This window comes from Serratia sp. ME47, assembly GCF_903970925.1.
GTDB lineage: Bacteria > Pseudomonadota > Gammaproteobacteria > Enterobacterales > Enterobacteriaceae > Serratia > Serratia ureilytica.
This window is the reverse complement of the sequence record NZ_CAJCKE010000007.1, coordinates 100,046-121,438: the sequence shown is the minus strand read 5'-3', so window position 1 is coordinate 121,438 and position 21,393 is coordinate 100,046. Positions and strand designations below refer to the sequence as shown.

General features: G+C 56.9%; 15 protein-coding genes. 4 read left to right on the top strand and 11 right to left on the bottom strand.

The annotated features are described in order from the left end of the window. Positions 1 to 10: 10 nt before the first annotated feature. The 3 genes from H7A77_RS10270 to H7A77_RS10260 form a co-directional block, all read right to left on the bottom strand. On the bottom strand, positions 11 to 7,600 hold the full coding sequence (locus H7A77_RS10270) for a non-ribosomal peptide synthetase/type I polyketide synthase (RefSeq protein ID WP_182074108.1): 7,590 nt from the start codon (positions 7,598 to 7,600) through the stop codon (positions 11 to 13). Next, a complete protein-coding gene (locus tag H7A77_RS10265) occupies positions 7,593 to 8,375 on the bottom strand; it encodes a thioesterase II family protein (RefSeq protein WP_071883536.1) in 783 nt (260 codons plus the stop codon). Before H7A77_RS10265 ends, H7A77_RS10270 begins: the two co-directional genes overlap by 8 nt. Before the next feature lie 80 nt (positions 8,376 to 8,455). Then, positions 8,456 to 9,679, bottom strand: coding sequence for an MFS transporter (locus H7A77_RS10260; protein ID WP_182074107.1), 1,224 nt, complete (start codon positions 9,677 to 9,679; stop codon positions 8,456 to 8,458). 1,189 nt (positions 9,680 to 10,868) lie between these two features. Here H7A77_RS10260 and H7A77_RS10255 point away from each other — a divergent pair. After that, positions 10,869 to 11,420, top strand: a complete 552-nt coding sequence (locus H7A77_RS10255; protein WP_033642149.1) for a flavodoxin family protein — start codon at positions 10,869 to 10,871, stop codon at positions 11,418 to 11,420. Between the two features lie 603 nt (positions 11,421 to 12,023). Beyond that, positions 12,024 to 13,472 (top strand): GGDEF domain-containing protein, encoded by a 1,449-nt coding sequence (locus tag H7A77_RS10250; RefSeq protein ID WP_072628211.1) that lies wholly within the window; start codon positions 12,024 to 12,026, stop codon positions 13,470 to 13,472. A 6-nt stretch (positions 13,473 to 13,478) separates the two neighbouring features. On the opposite strand, the gene H7A77_RS25495 is transcribed toward H7A77_RS10250, so the two are convergent. Both H7A77_RS25495 and H7A77_RS10245 read right to left on the bottom strand, forming a co-directional pair. After that, positions 13,479 to 13,640 carry a YnfU family zinc-binding protein gene (locus H7A77_RS25495; RefSeq protein ID WP_216594421.1) on the bottom strand — a complete coding sequence of 54 codons (162 nt, stop codon included), beginning with the start codon at positions 13,638 to 13,640 and terminating at the stop codon, positions 13,479 to 13,481. Between the two features lie 81 nt (positions 13,641 to 13,721). Further along, positions 13,722 to 14,201, bottom strand: a complete 480-nt coding sequence (locus tag H7A77_RS10245; RefSeq protein WP_004940042.1) for a cold-shock protein — start codon at positions 14,199 to 14,201, stop codon at positions 13,722 to 13,724. Positions 14,202 to 14,368: 167 nt separating this feature from the next. On the opposite strand from H7A77_RS10245, the gene H7A77_RS10240 reads away from it, so the two are divergent. After that, entirely contained in the window at positions 14,369 to 14,878 is a 510-nt protein-coding gene (locus H7A77_RS10240; RefSeq protein ID WP_015376923.1) for a VOC family protein, read from the top strand. Between the two features lie 36 nt (positions 14,879 to 14,914). Here H7A77_RS10240 and H7A77_RS10235 read toward each other — a convergent pair whose 3' ends face one another. The 6 genes from H7A77_RS10235 to H7A77_RS10210 all read right to left on the bottom strand — a co-directional run bounded on the left by H7A77_RS10235 (position 14,915) and on the right by H7A77_RS10210 (position 20,831). After that, complete coding sequence (locus H7A77_RS10235; protein ID WP_015376924.1) at positions 14,915 to 15,742, bottom strand: amino acid ABC transporter ATP-binding protein; 828 nt, start codon at positions 15,740 to 15,742, stop codon at positions 14,915 to 14,917. A gap of 9 nt (positions 15,743 to 15,751) precedes the next feature. Next, positions 15,752 to 16,639 (bottom strand): amino acid ABC transporter permease, encoded by an 888-nt coding sequence (locus H7A77_RS10230; protein ID WP_089191287.1) that lies wholly within the window; start codon positions 16,637 to 16,639, stop codon positions 15,752 to 15,754. Between the two features lie 30 nt (positions 16,640 to 16,669). Beyond that, a complete protein-coding gene (locus H7A77_RS10225) occupies positions 16,670 to 17,197 on the bottom strand; it encodes a GNAT family N-acetyltransferase (RefSeq protein WP_016928789.1) in 528 nt (175 codons plus the stop codon). A 9-nt stretch (positions 17,198 to 17,206) separates the two neighbouring features. Continuing rightward, complete coding sequence (locus H7A77_RS10220; RefSeq protein WP_089191288.1) at positions 17,207 to 18,127, bottom strand: ABC transporter substrate-binding protein; 921 nt, start codon at positions 18,125 to 18,127, stop codon at positions 17,207 to 17,209. A gap of 26 nt (positions 18,128 to 18,153) precedes the next feature. After that, a complete protein-coding gene (locus H7A77_RS10215) occupies positions 18,154 to 19,479 on the bottom strand; it encodes an LLM class flavin-dependent oxidoreductase (RefSeq protein WP_042783837.1) in 1,326 nt (441 codons plus the stop codon). 188 nt (positions 19,480 to 19,667) lie between these two features. After that, positions 19,668 to 20,831 (bottom strand): M20 peptidase aminoacylase family protein, encoded by a 1,164-nt coding sequence (locus tag H7A77_RS10210; protein WP_182074105.1) that lies wholly within the window; start codon positions 20,829 to 20,831, stop codon positions 19,668 to 19,670. 345 nt (positions 20,832 to 21,176) lie between these two features. On the opposite strand from H7A77_RS10210, the gene cspE reads away from it, so the two are divergent. Continuing rightward, positions 21,177 to 21,386 (top strand): transcription antiterminator/RNA stability regulator CspE, encoded by a 210-nt coding sequence (gene cspE, locus H7A77_RS10205; RefSeq protein WP_004940030.1) that lies wholly within the window; start codon positions 21,177 to 21,179, stop codon positions 21,384 to 21,386. Positions 21,387 to 21,393 lie beyond the last annotated feature (7 nt).

Sequence of the window (21,393 nt, the reverse complement as noted above, 5' to 3'; positions counted from 1 at the left end):
TAACCCTTATTTATTTGCGGCGATTAACCGAAAAGTCCCAAGAGGGCAATTCGTCTGAACAGGCTGATGTTTCATCGACTTTGGGGTGTTGTGCATCGAGATAGCCTTTTATTTCCGGCAAGGTGATCGTCATGTCCTCAGAAACCTTCTCGACTAACTGCGTAAAGGCGACGGCAACATTTGCGATTACGTCGGGTGTAAACAAGGCGGTGCGGTAATCCAGCCCGCCTTCCATTGCGCCCTGTCTGGTAACCAGCGACAGTTTTATGTCGTGCACGTCCAGCAGAAATTCCGCATCGAGCAAGGTGGCCTTAATGCCTGATAACGTCCATGGCGGGGTCGCTACGTCATGCAAGACGAACCACGAGCGGTAAATCGGCGCCGACTGCGACATTTTTCGCTTCGGTCGCAGCGCGTTGACGATTTGATCGAACGGCAGATCCTGATGCCGGTAGGCATCCAGACAGGTTTGTTTGACGCGCAGGCACAGATCTGCAAAGGCGTTATGGCGTTGGAAGCGAGTGCGGATGGCGAGGCTGTTCACCATAAATCCGATGACGCCGGCGAGTTCGGGACGAGAACGATGGCCTGCCGCCGTTCCCACGACGATGTCGTCTTGTTGACACCACCAATGCAGCAGCAACTGCCAGGCGGTCATATACCCCATGAAAGGCGTGATACCCAGTTTGGCGCAGAGTGCATCGAAGCGTGCAGTGAGCGGCGCGCTTAAATGGAAAGGATGACGCGCGCCGGTAGCGGTCAGATGGTCGGTATCGACAGGCGTCGTCGGCAAAGCCAGCACCGGCAGGTTATCGCCAAGCTGATTGACCCAGTAATCCAATTGAGTGTTGAAGGTCCGGGATGCGCGTTGCGTTTGCTCCCATTGCGCGACGTCAAGGAAATTAAGCCTGTCTGACGATTCGGCTGGCGTCCTCCCTGCGACGAGAGCGTTATATATCTCGCTGATCTCACCCGCCATAATGGCAGTGGACCAGCCATCCCATACGATGTGATGCACGGCGATGATCAGGAGGTGACACTGCGCGGAGAATGCGATGAGGCTGGCTCTGAACATATCGCCGCAACGGGTATCGAACGGGCGCGTCGCCGCGGCAGCAAGTGCGCGCTGCATGTAGCCCTTTCTCTCGTGAGAGGGGATGTCGAACGCCTCTTCCAACTGCAGCTGAAATGAGGTCTCCAGCGACGGGGACATATAAGCGTCAGCCCGATCGTCGAGAATGCGGCATGTCAGCACCGAATGTCTGGCGACAAAGATCCGCAGAGCCTGGGACAAGGCATCCACATTGAGCAAGCCGTTCAGTTCGAAAGGTTCCACCAGGTTGTAGGTGCAGTTTCCCGGATGAAGCTGATCATGGAACCACAGCCGCTGTTGGGCGGAAGAAAGCGGCCAGCGGGACATGGCCGGTACCTTGACAATAGGGGGCAGTTCGTCCTCGGTGCGCTCAGCATCCAGCGCATTCCTGACCGCCTCTGCAATGCCCCGTATGTTGGGCGTTTCAAAGGCGGCGCGAAGCGGGAATGCCGGGGTAAATTCTCGGCGAATTTGGGTCACCAAATCGGTGAGACGGCGTGAGTCAATCCCGGATTTAAACAGATCCTGGGTAACGCTCAGCGCCTCGCCACCCAAAATCTTCTGGCCAAGCCGGCAGAGACGATGCTCGATATCGTCCGCCGGAGCGATAAATTCACCGCTATGGCGTGACAGTTGCGGCGTCGGCAGCTGTGAAATATCGACTTTGCCATTGGCTGACAGCGGCAACGTCGGTAGGATCATAATGACGCTTGGCACCATGTAGTCCGGCAGCTGTTCGGCAAAATGGCGATGGAGCTGCATTTCATCGAGCGTGGCGTCTTGCCTCGGGCAAAGATAGGCGAGCAGCAGTGCTGAGCCGTCCTGGCGGTGAAGGCGAACCACACAGCGATCGACTCCCGGGTGTTTACCGGCGGCGCGCTCTATTTCACCGGTTTCAATACGGAATCCATTGATCTTCAGTTGATTGTCTCTGCGCCCCAAAAACTCGATGGTGCCGTCAGGCAACCAGCGTCCCAGATCGCCGGTTTTGTATAATCGCTCGCCGCTTTGCGGGTGGGTGATAAAGCGCGCTGCGGTTTCTGCGGGATTGTTCAGGTAGCCGGCGGCCAGCCCTTTGCCGGCGATATAAAGTTCGCCCGCAACGCCTTCGGGCCGGTGGCGAAGATGGGTGTCCAAAACATAGAAGCGTTGGTTTGCCAAAGCCTTGCCATAAGGAATGCTGGTCATCGTCGGATCGATATCCTGGATGAGGTGGAAAATGGACCAAATGGCGGCTTCGGTGGCGCCGCCAAGACTGACGCTCAGGGCGTTTGGCATTGCGCGGTGGATTTTCTCCGGTAAAGCAACGTTGATCCAATCGCCGCTCATCATGACCAGCCTGATGCTCGTCAGCGTTGCGTTTTGATTGGCGGACAGATGATTGACCAAGAGTTCAACCAAGGCCGGCACCGAGTTCCAGACGGTGACCCGGTATTTCTGCACGCAGGTTTCCCAGTGCGCAGGATCTTTGGCAAGCTCATCTTTCGGCATCACGATGGCCGCGCCGCGCGCCAGTGGCCCGAAAATGTCGTAAACCGACAGATCGAAAGAGAGTGAGGAAAGCGCCAACACACGGTCGTTCTCGCCGATAGCGAAACGCGAATTGATATCGGTAACGGTGTTAGCGGCGGCGGCATGGGTGACAATGACCCCTTTGGGCTTACCGGTCGTGCCTGAAGTAAAGATAATGTAAGCCGGCGACGCCGCGTCGATCTCGGCATCGCGCCATTCGTCCGTGAATGCGTTCATCGCTTCAGTGATGGGCAGATGCGCGATGGTTGCCGGCCACTCAACGCGCCCGTCGCTGGCGGGCGTCGTCAGTGCGACTCGAATTTCGGCCTCGCTCAAAAGTGCCTGCATGCGCCCCTTCGGTAGCGTCGGGTCGAGTGGAACATAGACGCAACCGGCGCGCAAAATACCCAACACAGCGGCGACTTGTTGCCAGCCTTTTTCTGCGACTACGGCTACGCGTGCACCGGGCTGGAGCGCCTGCTTGGTCAGCGACAGCGCCACATTGGCGGAGATATTCGCCAAATCCGCATAGGTGAGGACGGTTTCCCCCAGGATAGCGGGAGCTGACGGCTTCTTGTTTGCATACGCCAAGAACCCCTGATGCAAGCAACTTTCGTCAAAGGCGACGGCCGTACGATTGGCTTCGGCGATGGCGCCGCTGTTGACGCGTTGAGCCAGAGCGTCGCGCCAATGATTTTCATGCCAGATGGCTTCTTCTTTGGGCAAACGCATAAGCAATGCGCGATAGTCCATAAACATCGCATCAAGCATGTCAGGATCGAAAAGGCCGTCGACCGCATCCCAGTTGATGAGGAGATTGCCTTTTTCTTCGTAAACCTGGCAGTCGAGCCATACGTGTGGCGTTTGCGATATCCCTTCCACCAATTTACCGAGCCGGCTCACAATCGGTTTATCATCGGCGGACGGGAAGATCAGGCTGGTAAAGACATAGGGCATGGTTGGCCGTTCGGCGCTTTTTTCCGCAATGTCTCGCAGCATTTTTACGCCGCTGTACTGCAAGGCAGAAAGATCGTCCCAAAGGCGTTTTTGCGTTTTTTTAGCGCGTTGAGTAAAGGTCTCCTCCTGCCGCAGGTCGGCTTCGAACAGCAGAACCGAGGTGAAATCCCCCATCACCTGATCGATTTGTGGATGCACCTCCAGACGATTGAAAGCCGGCAGGTTCAGGCAAAAATGGGGTGTTTCGCTCCAGTTCGCCAATATCTCCGTATAGGCGGTGAGCAATATGGTGGACGGCGTGAGGCCCTGGTGTGCGGCGGCGTCTTTCAGCTTGCGCCAGACGGCGTGGGGTATCGTCGTTTCCCGGCGAATGAAGCGGCGATGCTCCAGGCTTTGCGGAGCGATTCGCTGCGGCAGGGACGGGGCAGAAGGGAAGGCGTCGGCGCGTTTAAGCCAATAGTCGCGAGCGCGCTGATAGGCGGCGCTGTGTTCCAGGCGCTGTTCGGCCAGCACGTAATCTCTGAACGTGATGGCCACCGGTTCAGGCTGGTAATCGGCGTGGTAATAACGTTCCTCCAGCTCGCGCCAGAATAACGTAATGCTCCAGGCGTCCATAATCAGCAGATCGAAGCTGACGTGCAGCCGTACGGTGCCATCGGGCAATCGCGAGGCGGAAATATCAAACAGCGGCCATTGATCACAGGGCATCAGCTGATGAGATTTCCGCTCCCTGAGCGCCGTTAACTGCGCCACGGCGTCCTTAGGTTTCAACTGACTAAAATCGTTAGTGTCAATGATATATCGGGGGACGTGGGGGAGAACGCGCTGCATGCCGTCGTGCGTCATGACGGCTCTCAGCATATCGTGTTGAGCGATCAAGGCATTGAGTGCCTGTTCTAGACGCGCAAGATCCAGATCGGCGCATTCAAACTCTTCATAGGCATGCGCTGCAACATTGCCCGAGTTATTGCCCGCGTTACGTCCAACCCAATATGCGTGCTGAATATCGGTAAGCGGGAACGGCAAGAATGCCTCGTCCGGACGGATTTTCAAGGCGCTTGCATAAATGCTGGCCAGATCTTCTTCGGGTTGTGCCGCTGCGTCGCGTTGCCCTGCACGGTTCTCCAAAGCGGCGAGCAAGCTTTCCACCGTCGGAAACTCGAGGATGTCACCAGGGCCAAAATGCAACCCCAGCGTACGCGCGCGGTTAGCAATCTGGATGCTGAGAATGGAGTCGCCACCGAGATCGAAGAAATTTTCTTTCGGCTCAATTTGCGCGACTCCCAGCGCTTCGCTCCACAGCAACGTCAGTTTTTCCGCCAGCGTGTTCGCCGGCTTCGCCTGTTCAGGCGCATTTTTGTTGTCGACGGCGCTGATGGCCGGCACCATGTCAGCGGTTTGCGGTTCAGGATCGACCCAGTGACGGGCGCGATCAAAGCGGTAAGTCGGCAGCGGAATTTTGTTGCCCCGCGATGAGTGGGGTATTGCCTGGCCGTAACACCAGCGCTGCTCCTGGATGCGCAGAAGTGACGCCGGGCCACTCAATCCCGTGTGCTCGGGCGAGAGCAACGGGATGGCGTTGACATCTTTGCGGCCGGCGCCAATAGCGCGTGCAGCCTGGCTCAATGAGGTGCCTGGCCCGCACTCGAACAACAGGAAGGCGTGTTGATCGATAAGCGTTGCCAACCCATCGGCAAAACGCACGGTACCACGTAGATGACGCACCCAATAATCCGGGGCCGTCGCCTCTTCATCAGTGATCCATGTTCCGCTGAGATTGGAGATAAAGCGCTGACGCGGCGGTGTCAGGGTGACCTGAGCCAGCACCTCACCAAAAGCCTGCAAGCAAGGTTCCATCATGGCCGAATGGAAAGCATGGGAGGTTTCAAGGGCTCGGCAGCTGATGCCATCGTGCTCCAATGACCGGCGAAACGCGTCCATATCATGGGCGGGGCCGGAGATGACGGTTAATGCCGGCCGATTGACGGCCGCGATGGAGAGGGCGGAGGGTAGCCGAGAGTGCAGGCTTGCCTCATCAGACATGACGGCCAACATCTCGCCGTGATCCATGCTTTGCATCAAGCGACCGCGTGCCGAAACGACCTTGACGGCATCTTCAAGCGTAAAAACACCTGCGAGGCAGGCTGCGACATATTCGCCGATGCTGTGTCCTATCATGCCTTCGGGGGTCAGGCCGGAAGCCATCCAATGTTTCGCCAGCGCATATTCGACGGCGAAAATCGCCGGTTGCGAAAGCCAGGTTTGCGCCAGCAATTCGCCAGTGTCCTGCGCCTTGTTGAACAACAGCGAGCGTAAGTCGTGGTCGATAAACGGTTGGAACAGCTGCGCCAGCCGATCGAACTCTTGGGTGAAGATGCCGCCGGTGTGATACAGGTTGGCTCCCATACCCTGATATTGTGTTCCCTGGCCAGGAAACATAAACGCTGTTTTCATCGGCGCGTCGCAGGCTTCTCCGAAGCACGTGGTTTTAGCTCGCTCGGTTTCCAGCTGCGCGATGGCCTCTTCCACGCTGTCGGCCGTTATGGCGGCGCGCACGGGAAACGCTTTCCGACCTGTCGCCAACGAATGGGCGACATCGGCGAGAGATACCTCGGTATGGTTGCGCAAATAATGAGCTAGTTGCTGCATTGTCGCGCGCAAGGCGACCTGGCTTTTGGCCGAGAAGCGTAATGCGCAGGTGGCGGGTTCTGCGGCAGGGGAGACGGCGGAAACCGGGGGTTGCTCCATGACGACATGGACATTAGAGCCGCCGATGCCGAAGGCGCTGACTCCCGCCCTGCGTGGCGAGCCTTCTTCCCAGGGCGTTCCTTTACTCGTCACGGTAAACGGGGTACCGGCGAAATGGATGGCGGGGTTTGGCGTCCGGTAATGCAGCGTAGCGGGAATATAACCGTGATAAAGGCTTAGCGCGGTCTTGATAAATCCGGCAATACCGGCACCGGCGTCAAGATGGCCTATGTTGGATTTGACCGAACCTATCTTACAGCTTGCGGCTGGACAATCGTCGCCAAAAGCGGCCGCCAGCGCGGCGATTTCTATCGGATCGCCCAAGCTGGTGGCCGTGCCATGAGTTTCAACGTATCCGATAGTGTCGGGCGTCACGTTGGCAACGGCGTGCGCCATTTGGATAACGCGGGTTTGGCCTTCGACGCTGGGTGCGGCATATCCCACTTTTTGTGCGCCGTCATTGTTGGTCGCAGAGCCGCGGACGATGGCATAAATATGATCCCGATCGTTGATCGCATCATCCAGACGTTTTAACACCACGATCCCGCCGCCATTCCCGCGCACTGTGCCGCTGGCATGTTCGCTGAACGGTTTGCAATGCCCGTCCTGTGAAAGAATGCTGCCCGGTTCATACCGATAGCCTTCTTCAGCCGGGTATTCCAGCGAGATACCACCGGCCAGGGCGATATCACACTCTCCTGCCAGCAGGGACTGGCTTGCAGTGTGTACGGCCAACAACGAACTGGAACAGGCCGATTGAACGACGATGCTTGGGCCTTTCAAATCCAGTTTGTAGGAGATGCGGTTGGCTGCGTAATCCTTGTCATTGCCAATCAGCAATTGCATTTTGCTGGTGGTGGCGCAAAGCTGCCTATTGTTCGCGAGATTATGCAACCAATACCCGCTGGGACCGCTGCTGACATAGACGCCGACGTTTTGTTGGTGGCATGTGGCGGCATAGCCGGCGTTTTCCAACGCTTCCCACGCGCACTCAAGTAGCAGGCGTTGCTGCGGGTCGGTGATCGCCGCTTCTTTTGGCGACATAGCGAAAAATTTTGCATCGAATTGATCGACATCGGTTAGCAGGTAGCCTGCAGGGACGTGCCAGGAACCGTCCGTGGAGGCTTGCGGCGCAAAATCAGCATGCCAGGTAACGGAATCGATCTCCTGACAGAGATTATTCCAGTAAGCGTCAATGTCTCCTGCTCCGGGAAAACGCCCGGCCATTCCTATGACGGCCAGTTCGATGCCGGTAAATTCATTATCGAGAGTTTTTTCTAATTCAGACATGAGTATGATTCCCCAGGGATGTCGGCGGCATGTGCAGCGATAATGTGGCGAGCACTTTTTTCACGTCTTGCAGCCAAATATCTTTTTGTTCGTCAAATAAGAAATGGCCTGCATTAAATTCGCGCCATTCGACGGTATTGGCGGTAACGTCTATCCAGCCGCGAGTCGCCTGGCGATCGATCACCTGGTCGTGCAAGCCGTGGCAAACGTGTATTGGGCATGTCAACGGGGCTTTACCTGTTGGTGCATAGCCGTCACTCGCCTCCAAATCTGCGCGGATGGTTGACAGAAAAAGCTCATAGAATTCCGGTGTCGCGGCATCCTGTGCGTTGATGCCACCTAGTTTGACCAGGCAATCGATCAGCTTTTCCGCCGACATCTGATGCCAGTTTTGTCGTGTTTTGTGATAGTGGGGAGACCTCTGGCTGGCGATCAATAGCGCGTGAACGCAGGCACCATGCTGTTCCAGCCGCGTTGCCATCTCATAGGCCAGCAGGCCGCCGTAGCTGATGCCTGCCAACACCAGCGGCGTATCGAGATAGGGTTTTATACGAGCGAATACGTCATCGGCCACTTGTTCCAGCGTGGAAAAGGCAGGTTCAATAAAACGTTCTTCTCTGCCGGGAATAACAGGAATAAGAATATTGGCATATTCCTGTAATTCGGCATGCCAGGTACGATATCGGCTGGTGCCACCACCGGCATGAGCAAAGCAAATTAAATTTATGGCCGACGGGCGTGATGCAGACAGCTCACGGATAAAATGATTACCCATGCTAGGTCCTTAATTATTTTATGTAAAAAGGGTATGTAGCTGGCGGGCTTTATTCCCGCCGTGATGCTATTTTCCGATTTTTATTCGGATTTTTTTAGCGTGACAATTGCGGAAATTAACGAGAGCAACGCCAATAAGGCCAGGCTAAAAGTAATAACCAGGGGGGTTCCGCTATTGAACTCGGCAATAAACTGCGTGGCAACGCTCGCGAGAAGCATGCTGATGAACATGCTCAATCCTGCCGCGGTGCCCGCCAGAGGCTTGATCGCACCAATGGCGCCGGCCTGCGCTGCCGGGCTGGTGATACCGTAGAAAATACTGAATACCATCGTTGGGATGACCAGTGCGGGAATCGACCAGATGTTTATCAGGCTTAGCGTCAGAGCGAGCATGCTGAAAATAAAGCCGATGATGCTGCCCAACAGCAAACGGCGCCGTAGCGACAGACTTTGCGGTAAACGGCTGGCCGACAAGTTACCGATAATGGCGCTGCCAGACACCATCAATAGCAACAAACTGGCGCCAGAGGCGGAAAGTTGGAAGGTCTGCGTCAGCACGATGGGGGCGGCGGCCATAAAGGCCATAAAGGCCGACTGAGCGAAACCAAATTGAAAGGCGTTGCCGAGAAAGGTGGCGTTTTTCGCCAACTGCCCATAGTCATGGAACAGATTGCTTTTGCCTGCTTCTACGCCAGTTTGCGCTTTGCGGGTTTCGGGGAGACTGAACAAGATGATAACAAACACGATGGCTGCAATAGCGCCGATCAGAATGAAATTTGAACGCCAACCAAAGTTATCCGTTAATAAACCACCCAATGGCACGCCCAGTAGCGGCGATATCATCATAGAAGCGACCAGTTTCGACATGACATTTGCCGCCTTTTCGCTGTGATAGATATCCATGACGATAATTCGCGCCGCAATAACGCCGGCCGCCCCGCCCGCCGGTTGAATAATACGGCCCAAAATTACGGCTTCAATGGACTGCGCCGATAAACAAATGAAACTACCAATAATCAGGATCGCCATGCCTAACAGTAATATGGTTCTGCGTCCCAGTCGATCAGCCAATCTTCCATATACCAGACAAGCAAGGGCAAAACTGATCATCGATAGAGAGACTGTCAGGTTGGCGGTCGCAGGTGTTGTTTCAAAGTATTTAACCAGGCTAGGCACTGAAGGCAGGAAAATTTGGAATGAGGTTGGTCCCAAACCTGACAATAGAATGAGAATGAATTGCAATAGGGCGTGATTGACGTGCGTTTGCTCGCTGGCGTTATCAGAGGACATTTGTCTTCCGTTCATTGCTTCTTCCTGTATTGAGTGTAAGAGACAGCTAAATACCCTCGACATACCGCAATGGGCATTCACCGCAAAAAAAACAAATTATTCGCATCCATTTAATTACCTTGCTAATCATTTGTGCCTGTGGTTGGCAAGGTGATTGGGTTTTTTGTTGTTTTTAAAAGACTTTTATCATCACGATGCTGCTGGTAGGGATTGTGATGTTATGTAAAGTTAAGTCCTTTTTTGTTAATCAAAGGTAAACATACGCAAATATTATTATCTATAAGCTATATCCAAGTCAATCAGTAAGGTTAATTTATTTTAATGATTTTCCTGCTCCTGTAAGCCGAGTGTCGCTGCAGGCCTTGATAAGGCTGCAATCAGGCAGTCGTTGAGTATTCCTTGATTTTTTAATAATGAGTGGGAGGTCACAGAATAAAAATGATAAAAAACAGAACTATTTTTATAGCTTATGAAAATAGAAAAAATTGATATTTTGGTTTTTTGTATTGTTAATTTCGCAGGATTTTGGTTTTAAAAACTGCCTTGTTGTTGCTATTTGGCGATTTTAATCGACAAAGATAATGGGGTTTCTCTCCCGAGCCCTTCCTGTCGTCCATGTTTCAGAGCACGAAAGAAAAATGACGCTCTGATAGGACGGAACCTGGATCGCGAATGGGGTGATTAATAATTAATGTTATTATTGTATTTGTTAATTATTTGTGCTGATGTTTAATGCTGTTTTTTGTGCAAGGATGAATGATTGAACAACGAATTCAGTAAATGTTTGCATGGGATGACGAGGGCGTAGTGACATCTTCATATTCAAACGGGTTTATGGGGGGACGTCGCTCTCGGCTATATGGCCGTGGATGAGTTTATCGGTTGTTTCATCTCCCCATTCGGCGTTACATCTGGCCGAGCAAACTTACGCGGGGATGACAGTTCTATACATTGGGATTGGTACTGTAGCTCTACCCGATGATGTTGTGTGTTATCCATTCCCTGTAGTGTATTACCCCATCCCTGTTAAGTTTATCCCGCCTTGTGCGGGATTTTTTTTATCTGCGCATACCCGGCGGCGCGTAGCGCGATTTTTTTGAATAACACCGTCAGTTTTATTCAGTATTCAGCCGTTGCGCGCTTGATTAGATTGAACGCGAGATGGGCGTCGTCGGCGCCTTTGTGCAATGAGTGGAGAATTTCTATGGCGAAGACAGTAGTGGTGTTTCATTCCGGCTACGGCCATACCGAGCGTTTGGCGAAAGTGGTGGCGGAAGGCGCTGGGGCCGAACTGATCGCTATCGATCAGGAAGGCGATATCAGCGATGAAGCGTGGCAGAAGCTGGATGAGGCGGACGCCATCATCTTTGGCTCACCGACCTATATGGGCGGCCCGTCCTGGCAGTTCAAGAAATTCGCCGACGCCAGCTCCAAAGCCTGGTTCGGCCGCAAGTGGCAGGACAAAGTGTTCGGCGGCTTTACCAACAGCGCCAGCCTGAACGGCGACAAACAGGTCACGCTGATTGCGCTGCAAACGCTGGCTTCGCAACATGGCGGCCTGTGGGTCAGCTTGGGGCTGCTGCCGGCCAACACCAAATCGGCGCAGCGTACCGATGTCAACAACCTGGGCGGTTCGGTGGGGCTGTTGGTACAGACGCCGTCGGATGCCGGCGTGGACGAGATGCTGTCGGGCGATCTGGCGACCGCCAAGCTCTATGGCCAGCGCGTGGCGGGCTTTGCCGCCAAACTGGCGTAAGGCCTTGCCGCGTGCAGCGTTCATTTTCTCTGCACATTTGGCGTGTAAGCTGCGAAATGTTATTAGCCTGCTTGGGCTAACGCTGCATTTCGTACAAATATTCCCGGTTCCTAGGCCGGGTTTTTTGTTGCTAAGGTCTGCTTAAGCTTTCGCCGCTACACTGCATGGCAGCACAGGCATGCAATGAATGGCTGTGTCGTAACTGTCGATTTGCTGTTGTTCAAGCAAGCCCGCTTTAGGCGGGCTTTTTTTGGGTTGTTATTGCACGGGCGGCCCAGTTGCAGGAAAATAATCGCGTAGTTATTCAAATATCATTCAACGAGCAATAACCACAATCTTATTAATGTAATTAACGTCGGTCGGCGGCCTATTACGCTTTGCGCTATGCTGTCAGCAGAGCTGAGCATTATTTTCCGACGGTATGCGGGGGAGTCCGCCGCCGCCACATTAGGTTAAGAAAAGTCTGTTAATTAATTGTTAATGCTTTTTATTATTGATTTGTCTGGCTTTTTTGGTTGAAATCCGGGTTGATTATCCCTCACTGGCCGGGCGAGAGAGTATGCACATTATTATTCTGGTTATTAGCAAAATATGGGCGAGGCGATGAACGCCAGAATAAACGCCAGGCATGGCCTGCCGCTTACGGTTCAGCTTATCAATCTTTTCATGCTGGCCTTTTTACTTTCCCTGGTGGGCATTCTTAGCCGGCCGATTGGCTCGCTTTCTTTATTTTGGCCGGTGAATGCGATTCTGCTCGGCCTGCTGCTGCGCAAACCCGCTTACGCCACGCCACTCGGCTGGCTCACGACCTACCTGGGCATGGTTGCCGCCGATCTCAGCACCGGCGAGGGCTGGTCTTTGGCGCTGTGGCTTAACGCCTGCAACATGTCGCTGATCGTCGTCGGTTACGGCATCATGCTGATGCTGCCGCAATCTCAACGGCGCATGGGTAAACCCCAGGCGATACTCTATATGTTCAGCGCTAGCCTGGCCGGTGCGGCGGTGGCGTCGACGCTGTCCGTGCTGCGTAACGATAGCCTGTACAACAACACGGTGGTGGTCGCCTGGCTGGCCTGGTTCAGCGAACAGTTTTCGACGACCCTGCTGCTGTTGCCGGTGCTGATGGCGGCGCCGCGGTTGAAACAGCTGTTGCGCATGCAGGTGCGTTGGCGCTTGAAAGGCTGCCTGCCGCTGCTGGCGCTGCTGCTGTCGCTGGCGTTCAGCGTCTATATCGGCGGGCCGGGCGCGATCGCCTTCCCGATCCCGGCGCTGCTGTGGTGCGCGGTGCGCTACCAGCTGTTCCCCGTGACGTTGCTGACGCTGTTGACCGGTATGTCCGAGATCAGCAGCATCTCCGCCAACCTGGTGCTGTATGAAACGCCGAACAACCATAATGCCTTCCTCGACACGCTGATGTCTGCCCGATTGGGTATCGCCATGCTGGTGATGGGGCCGCTGATCCTCGCCAGTTCCATCGCGGCCAACCGTAAGCTTATGCGGCGTCTGGAGCACAGCGCCAACCACGATTTCCTGACCGGCGTGCTGGCGCGCAGCGCGATGACGCGCAAAGCGAGCGAGCTGTTGGAGCACAAGCACCGTTCCAAAGAAGCGGTGTCGTTACTGCTGATCGATATCGATCATTTCAAGCAGATCAACGATACGCACGGCCACAGCGCCGGCGATCAGGTGCTGGCGTCGTTCGCGCACATCGTGCGGCGCGAGCTGCGGCACGATCAGCTATTCGGCCGCTTGGGCGGGGAAGAGTTCGCCATCATGCTGCCGCGCGCGTTGGCGGCGCAGGGCGTGGCGCTGGGGGAGCATCTGCGCCGGCTGGTAGAGCAGACGGAGCTGCAGGCTGAAGGCAAGCAGACGTTGAAAATCACCATCAGCGTCGGCGTCGCCAGTTTGGCGATGAACGAGGTGAAATCGCTGGAGCAGTTGATGAACATGGCGGATATCGCGCTGTATCGCGCCAAATCGCAGGGGCGTAATCGGGTGGAATCGTTCAACGTGGTGAACGGCAACAGCGTTGAGCATATCCTGTTCCGCTAACCGTTTTCAGCTTTGCCTGGGCTCGAAGCGGGTTTCGCAATTAGGGCAAATCAGTATCACGTCTTGCAGCATTGCCGCGCATTTTTGCCGGGTAACATAGCCGCATTTAGGGCAGACGATTTGGGTGGAGCGGTTGATAAAACCTTTAACGCTGCTGGAATCGGACATATCAATAGCCTGTGTCAGGTGAAAACTCACGCTAACACAGGCGACGACACATTTCGTTGGTTATTTTCTGTACGCAGAGGCTTACAGGCTTTTCAGCGCCTTGATGGTCTCATCCATGTCGATCTCGTGCTCGGAGAAGGTATGGGTGGTGTTCTGGAAGGTGGTGATGGTCAGCATGCGCAGCGTTTGCATGGCCTGCGCCTGGTCTTCAGACTGCGGGCGAATGCGGTTCATCAGCAGGCCGACCGACAGCACGGTGTTCTCTTTATCCACGTCGGCTTTGACCGGCACTTCCTTGGTGAAGGTATTGAAAGACTTGATGCTGGTGATCTTGATTCTTTCATTGGCGATGATGATGTATTTGCTGGGCGCCAACACTTTGACCGCATAAGCCGACGGGCCTTTGGTGTTGTTGGTCGGTTCGAAGGTCACCGCCGCGTTTTTCTTAATCAGCTCCGGGTTTTGCACTTTAATCACGTGAAAATAACGATTTTCTCCGTTCTCGTCGGTAATAAAGCCGAAGCCTTTGTCTTCAAAAAAAGTCGTTATCTTGCCGTTCATCGCTATTCTCACAAAAAGGTTCAATACAGCGCTTATGATAGCGCGGAATGCCTTGCAGCGACAGATTGCGCGGGCGGCATTTAGTCATGCGATAACGGCATTTAGCGGCTTCCCGGCGACATGCTATGTTCATGCTGACTTTATTCAATGCGCAAAAAGGAATAGCGATGGGCATCAAACGTCTCAATCACGCCGTGCTGTATGTCAGCGACGTGCGGCAGAGCGCCGATTTTTATCATCAGGTATTGGGCTTCAAGCTGAAGCCGTCCGACAGCCCCGATCGGGCGGTATTTACCCAGGCCGCCGACTCGGACAACGATCACGATTTGGCGTTGTTCAGCAAGAACCTGGGCCAGCAGCGCGCCGGGGTGTTTCGCGCCAACGGCGAGCCGCCGGCGGAGCATGAGCCGCCGGCCGGGCTGTATCATCTGGCCTGGGAAGTGGACAGCCTGGAAGAGCTGGAGCGCATTCGCCATCAGCTGGCCGAACGCGGCATTCTCGGGTTGGAAGAGGATCACGGCGTGCACAAAAGCATTTATGGTCACGACCCGGACGGGCTGCTGTTTGAGGTGACCTGGTTTATTCCCCCGGCGTTGCTGACCGAAGAGGACAAAAACCAGCAGGGGATCCGCCCGTTGGATTTCGCCGCCGAGAAGCGGCGTTTCGCCGGCCTCTAACCTGCTCCTGCGCGGGGCGCATCGGCGCCCCGACGCTCACAGCACTTTGTTGAGGAAGTTAACGGTGCGCGGGTGCTGCGGCTGAGCCAGCACCTGTCTGGCATCGCCCTGCTCGACGATCTGCCCGTCGACCATAAACACCACCCGATCCGCCGCTTCGCGCGCAAAGCCGATTTCATGCGTCACCACTACCAGCGTGACGCCCAGATCCGCCAACCCTTTAATCACGTCCAGCACTTCGCCGACCAGCTCGGGATCGAGCGCGGAGGTCGGCTCATCGAACAGGATCACCTTCGGGTTCAGCGCCAGCGCGCGCGCGATGGCGATGCGCTGCTGTTGGCCGCCGGAGAGGTGGCGCGGGTAGGCGTCCGCCTTGTGGCGCAGCCCGACCGTATCCAGCAGCTCATAGGCTACCGCTTTCGCCCGTTCGCGGGAGTGGATCTTGTGCACCACCGGCGCTTCGATGATGTTTTCCAGCACCGTCAGATGCGGGAACAGGTTGAAGTTTTGGAACACGTAGCCGACGTTGATGCGCTGCCGGAGGATGGCCTTTTCCTTCAGCTCGTACAGCCGGTTGCCCTTGCGGCGATAGCCGACGTAGTCGCCGTCGATGCGGATAAAGCCCTCGTCGACGCGCTCCAGATGGTTGATCGCCCGCAGCAGCGTCGATTTTCCGGAGCCGGAAGGCCCGAGGATCACGGTCACGGTGCCTGGCTGCAGCGTCAGGCTGACGTCGTCTAACGCCTTGTGTTTGCCGAAGAATTTGCTGACGTTGCTGATTTCGATCAGACCGCGCGCCGGCACCGGGGTGAGGTTGCGTGCCGGCTGTTCGGGCAAGGCGTAATAATCAATGGCTTCAGACATACGGGTCTCCTAACGTTTTAGCCAGCCGGCCAGTTTCTGCCAGGGCGTCGGCGGCAGTTCGCGCACCGCGCCCCGGGCGAAATAGCGTTCGATGTAGTATTGGATCACCGACAGGGCGGTGGTGATGAACAGATACCAGACGGTGGCCACCATCAGCAGCGGTATCACCTGCTGGGTGCGGTTATAGATCACCTGGATGGTGTAAAACAGCTCCGGCAGCGCCAGCACATAAACGATTGAGGTGCCTTTCGCCAGACTGATGATCTCGTTGAATCCGGTCGGAATAATGGATCGCAGCGCCTGCGGCAGAATGATGCGGAAGGTGCGGCGATAGCCCGGCAGGCCCAGCGCCGCCGCCGCTTCGTGCTGGCCGTAATCCACGCCCAGGATGCCGCCGCGGATGATCTCGGCGGTATAGGCGGACTGCACCAGCGTCAGGCCCAGCACCGCCACGGCGAACTGGCCGAGGATATCGATGGTCGGGTAGCTGGCGAACACCACCGAGGTAAAGGGAATGCCCAGCGAGATGGCGTCGTACAGATAGGAAAAGTTATACAGGATGATCAGCACCAGGATCAGCGGCAGCGAGCGAAACAGCCAGATATACCCCCAGGCCAGCGACGCCAGCAGGTAAGAGCGCGACAGCCGCGCCAGCGCCAGCAGGGTGCCGAACAGGATGCTGAACAGCGTGCCGAGCAGCGTCAGCAGCAGGGTCTGTCCCAGCCCCGCCAGCACCGCCGGGGCGAAGAACCACTCGGCGAACACGCCCCATTCCCAGCGCGCGTTGCCCGCCACCGATTGCACGATGGCGGCCAGAATAAACAGCGAAAACAGCGCGCCGATCAGCCGCAGCGGATAGCGGGCGGGCACCACTTTCAAGATTTCTTGTTTGGACATGTCATGTCTCCTGATACAGATAAAGGGGCCTTAGGCGATTTTCCTTTCCGACGCGCAACAACAGGCGTCCTCTGCAATCAGGCTTTTGCGGAACGGCAGGCGGCCATCGTAGGGCGGGCGGCTGTAAACCTCGCTGTCGACGGTGGGATCGAACTGCGGCTGATAACCGTTGCTCAGGTACAGGCCCACCGCTTCGGGCTGGCGAAAGCCGGTGGTCAGATAGAGCCGGCGATAACCCTGCGCCAGCGCCAGCGTTTCCAACTGCTGCAACACCCGTTGCGCCAGGCCCTGGCGGCGCAGATCGCCCCGCGTCCAGATACGCTTCAGCTCGGCGGTTTGCCCGTCATAGCGCTTGAAGGCGCCCATGGCGATCGGCGCACCGGCGCGCAGCAGCACGATGAAGGCGCCCTGCGGCGGCGCGTACAGGTCCAGCGGTTCCGGTTCCTGGTCACCAAAATAGTCGCCGTAGCGCTGACGATATTCGCCGAACAGCCCCTCGATCACTGGGGCGATCAGCGGATCGGTCGGCAGCGTTTGAATGAAAGTGTCTTGCGTCATCGCGCGCTCCTAATCGCCCAGACCGGGCGGGTTGATTTCCGACTGCGCAAGGCGTTCGACGCTCTCGCCCCAGCGGTTGAGCACCCGATCGTACTGTCCGCCGCGGATCGCGCCGTTCAGCGCTTCATTCACCGCCTGCACCAGCCCGTTGCCTTTACGGATGGTGACGGCGATGTGCGCCGCCTTGGGCCAACCGCCTTCCACCGTGCCCGCCAGCCGGGTACGGCCATTCAGCGCCGCTTTATAGGCGCCCAGCACGTTGGGCCCGAAATAGGCGTCGGCCCGGCCGGACTGGATCGCCAGCGTGGCGGCCGCATCGTCGGTCACGTAGATCGGCTGGAAGGGTTTGAGCCCCTGCTGCCGATTCTGCTTGTCCCATGCCAGCAAGATGGCTTCCTGGTTGGTGCCGGAGCCGACGATGATCTTTAATCCGGCGATATCGGCAGGCTGTTTGATCGTCGCTATCTTGCCGCCGGTTTTGACATAAAAGCCGAGCGAGTCGATGCGATAGGTAGCGAAGTCGAAGCGGGTTTTGCGCTCTTTGGTGACGGTGACGTTGGTGATGGCCGCGTCATACTTGCCGGAAACCACCCCCAGCGGCCAGTCTTCCCACGAGGTTTGCACCACGTTCAGTTCCAGGCCCAGGCTGTCGGCCACCAACTGCGCGATATCCACTTCGCTGCCGATAAGCCGCCGGTTGTCGGCGGCGAACAGCGCCAGCGGCGGCGTGTTGAGCGCGGCGATCGCGACGGTGAACCGGCCCGGCTTCACGAAGCGGAAGTCGGCCGGCAGCTTGGCGATCGCCTGCGGGTTTTTCGGCGCATGGATAGGGGTTTCATTGGCCTGCAAATCGATGCCGGTGCCCGCCTGCGCGGCGCCGGTCAGGCTCAGCAAGGCCGCCACGAGAGCGGCGGTAACGGTTTTCTGCATAGCGGGTATCCCTGAAAACGATCTTATTATTGGGTGAATCTGTTCAACGGACGCTTCAGGCCCAGGTGCTCGCGCAGCGTATCGCCGTGGTACGCCTGGCGGAACAGGCCGCGCCGTTGCAGGACGGGCACCACCCGATCGACGAAGTGCCCGAAGGCGTTGGGCGTACCGCCGCTGATGATGAAGCCGTCGGCGGCTTCGCCGTCGAACCAGCGTTGCAGGCCGTCCGCCACCGCTTCCGGCGTGCCGCTGAACACCGGGCGCGGCGAGGCGGCCTCCAGCGCCACCTGGCGCAGCGTGAGGTTACGCTCGCGGGCGTTGCGCTTGATGGCGTCGGTGGTGCTGCGAAAGCTGTTTTGCCCCAGATCGCCGATGTCCGGGAAGGGCGCGTCCAACGGATGGCGGGAAAAGTCGTAATGTTCGAAGTAGCGGCCCAGGTAGTTGAGGGCGTTCTCGATGCTGACCAGACGGGCCGTCTCTTGGTACTGGCGCTCGACGTCCGCATCGTCGTCGCCGACGATCACGCTCACGCCCTGGAAGATGCGCAGGTCGTCCGGTTCGCGCCCCTGTTCCACCAGCTGCCGCTTCACGTCCTGGTAGAAATCCTGCGCCTGCTCCAGCGTGTCGTGATGGGTGAAGATCGCATCGGCGTGCTTGGCCGCCAGCCGTTTGCCGTCTTCGGAGGCGCCGGCCTGGAACAGGATCGGGCGGCCCTGCGGCGTGCGGCCGATGTTCAACGGCCCCTGCACCGAGAAGAACTCCCCCTGATGATTGAGGGTGTGCAGTTTCCCGGCGCGGAAAAATTCGCCGCTGGCCTTATTGCGCACGAAGGCATCGTCTTCCCAGGAGTCCCACAGTCCTTTGGCGACGTCGAGAAACTCGCCGGCGATGCGGTAACGCAGGCTGTGCTCCGGGTGTTCGGCGCGCGAGAAGTTTTTGGCCGAACCTTCCAGCGGCGACGTCACCACGTTCCAGCCCGCGCGGCCGTTGCTCAGGTGATCGAGGCTGGCGAACTGGCGGGCGACGGTGAACGGATCGCTGTAGGACGTGGAGAGCGTGCCCACCAGGCCAATTTTGTCGGTGGCGGCGGACAGCGCGGCCAATAAGGTCAACGGCTCGAAACGGTTAAGAAAATGCGGAATGGACTTTTCGTTGATATATAAGCCATCGGCGACGAAGACGAAATCGAATTTCCCTTGTTCGGCTTTTTTCGCCGAGGCGATATTAAATTCGAGGTTGATGCTGGCGTCGGCGGTGGCGTCCGGGTGGCGCCAGGCGGACATATTTCCCGAGGCGCCGTGCAGAATGGCGCCCAGCCGTAATTGCCGTTGATTATTCGCGTTGTCGCTCATCGTGATTATCCTGTCATGCGCCGAAAGGCGCGCGGTGTCTGATGCGTCCACTATTGATGAGCGCTGTCGGGATGTAAAACAACAAAACAGCATATTCAAATGTTGAAAACTGCAAATATCACGGCGAGCGAAAATAATAATCCCCGGCGCGGCATCAGCGGCGTCGGGGAAATACTATTTCACGTTATTCAGGCGTTGCTGAGGGCTTTTTTCGCTGCGGGGGTTAATTGCTGCAGCGTGCGCTCCGCCAGCAGCGAAAAATAGTGGGCGGCAGGAAAGAGGGCGCGCTCATCGGGATTGAAACGCGGATGGTGCAGGCCGAATTCGCTGGCGGAGCCGATGCTGACGAACGCGCCCGGCACGTGATGCAGATACAGCGCGAAATCCTCGCCGCCCATCTGCAGCTCCGCCTCTTCGACCCGGTAGCCGGCCTCGGCGGCGACGGTTTTGCTGAACGCCGCCCAATGGGCGTCGTTGATCACCGCCGGCGGCCCCGGCTGCCAGTGGAGTTCGGCCTGCGCGCCGAGCGCGGCGGCAACGCCGTCGATCACCTGGCGAATTTTATCCGGCACCTGGCGGCGCACCGCATCGCTGTGGGTGCGCACCGTGCCTTCCAGCTCGACGGTTTGCGGCAGCACGTTCCAGGTATTGCCGCCTTCGATGCGCGTCACGCTCACCACCAGCGACTCCAGCGAGCTGAAGCTGCGGCTGGGCAGCGTTTGCAGCGCGCCGACGATCTGGCTGGCGGTGACGATGGTATCGACACCCTGTTCCGGTTTGGCGGCGTGCGCGCCTTTGCCGGTGATGCGGATCTGGAAGCGATCGACGTTGGCGTAGAACGGCCCCGCGCGGGTGGCGAAGGTGCCGGTGGGCAGCTCCGGCGCATTGTGCAGGCCAAATATCGCCGCGACGTTATCCAGCGCGCCGGCGTCGATCAGGTGTCGGGCGCCGTTGAAGGTCTCTTCCGCCGGCTGGAAGAAGATGCGCACCGTGCCCGCCAGTTCGGCTTCACGCGCTTTGAGCAGGTGTGCGGCGCCGAGCATCACCGAGGTGTGAAAGTCGTGCCCGCAGGCGTGCATTACGCCGCTGTTTTGCGAACTGAAGGGCACGTCGGCGATTTCGTCGATCGGCAGGGCGTCGATGTCGCCGCGCAGCGCGATGATCGGCCCCTGGCCGCTGCCGATCTCCGCCACGACGCCGGTTTTCAGCGCCAACGGCAGAAGGCGAATGCCCGCCTCTTGCAGCCAGCGGATCAGGCGGGCGGTGGTGGCGAATTCGTGATTGGAAAGCTCCGGGTTTTGGTGCAGTTCACGCCGATAGGCGATGATCTTGTCTGCCAACTGGCTGGTCATAGGCTTGGCTCACAGTGGGAAATAAACCCTAACCCTAGTGCAGGGGCCGCCGAAGCAAAAAGACCATCTGGTTATATTTCATAGCGATTGTGTTTGCACGGCGCGTCAACGATGGGGGGAAGGGGCAGGTTTAGGCGTTCGCGCGTTGTTCGCCGGCGCAGGGAGAGGATTGACCTGGAACGGTAACTTACTGCAACCGGTGTCATTCATTTACACCGGACAACACGGATTTTTTCACTCTTTATCGGATTTCTGTGATCGCGGTGGTGGACAAAATCCTGCCTGCTTGCTGTACTGTAATCGACACAGGTTTTGTGTCTTTCATTCACGTTAAAGGTAAGTTTGATGTCTAAGATTAAAGGTAGCGTTAAGTGGTTTAATGAATCCAAGGGCTTCGGTTTCATTACTCCGGAAGATGGTAGCAAGGACGTTTTCGTTCACTTCTCTGCCATCGTTAGCAACGGTTTCAAAACGCTTGCTGAAGGCCAGCGTGTAGAATTTGAAATCACGAACGGTGCCAAAGGCCCATCTGCCGCTAACGTTACTGCTATCTAAGCTGCGC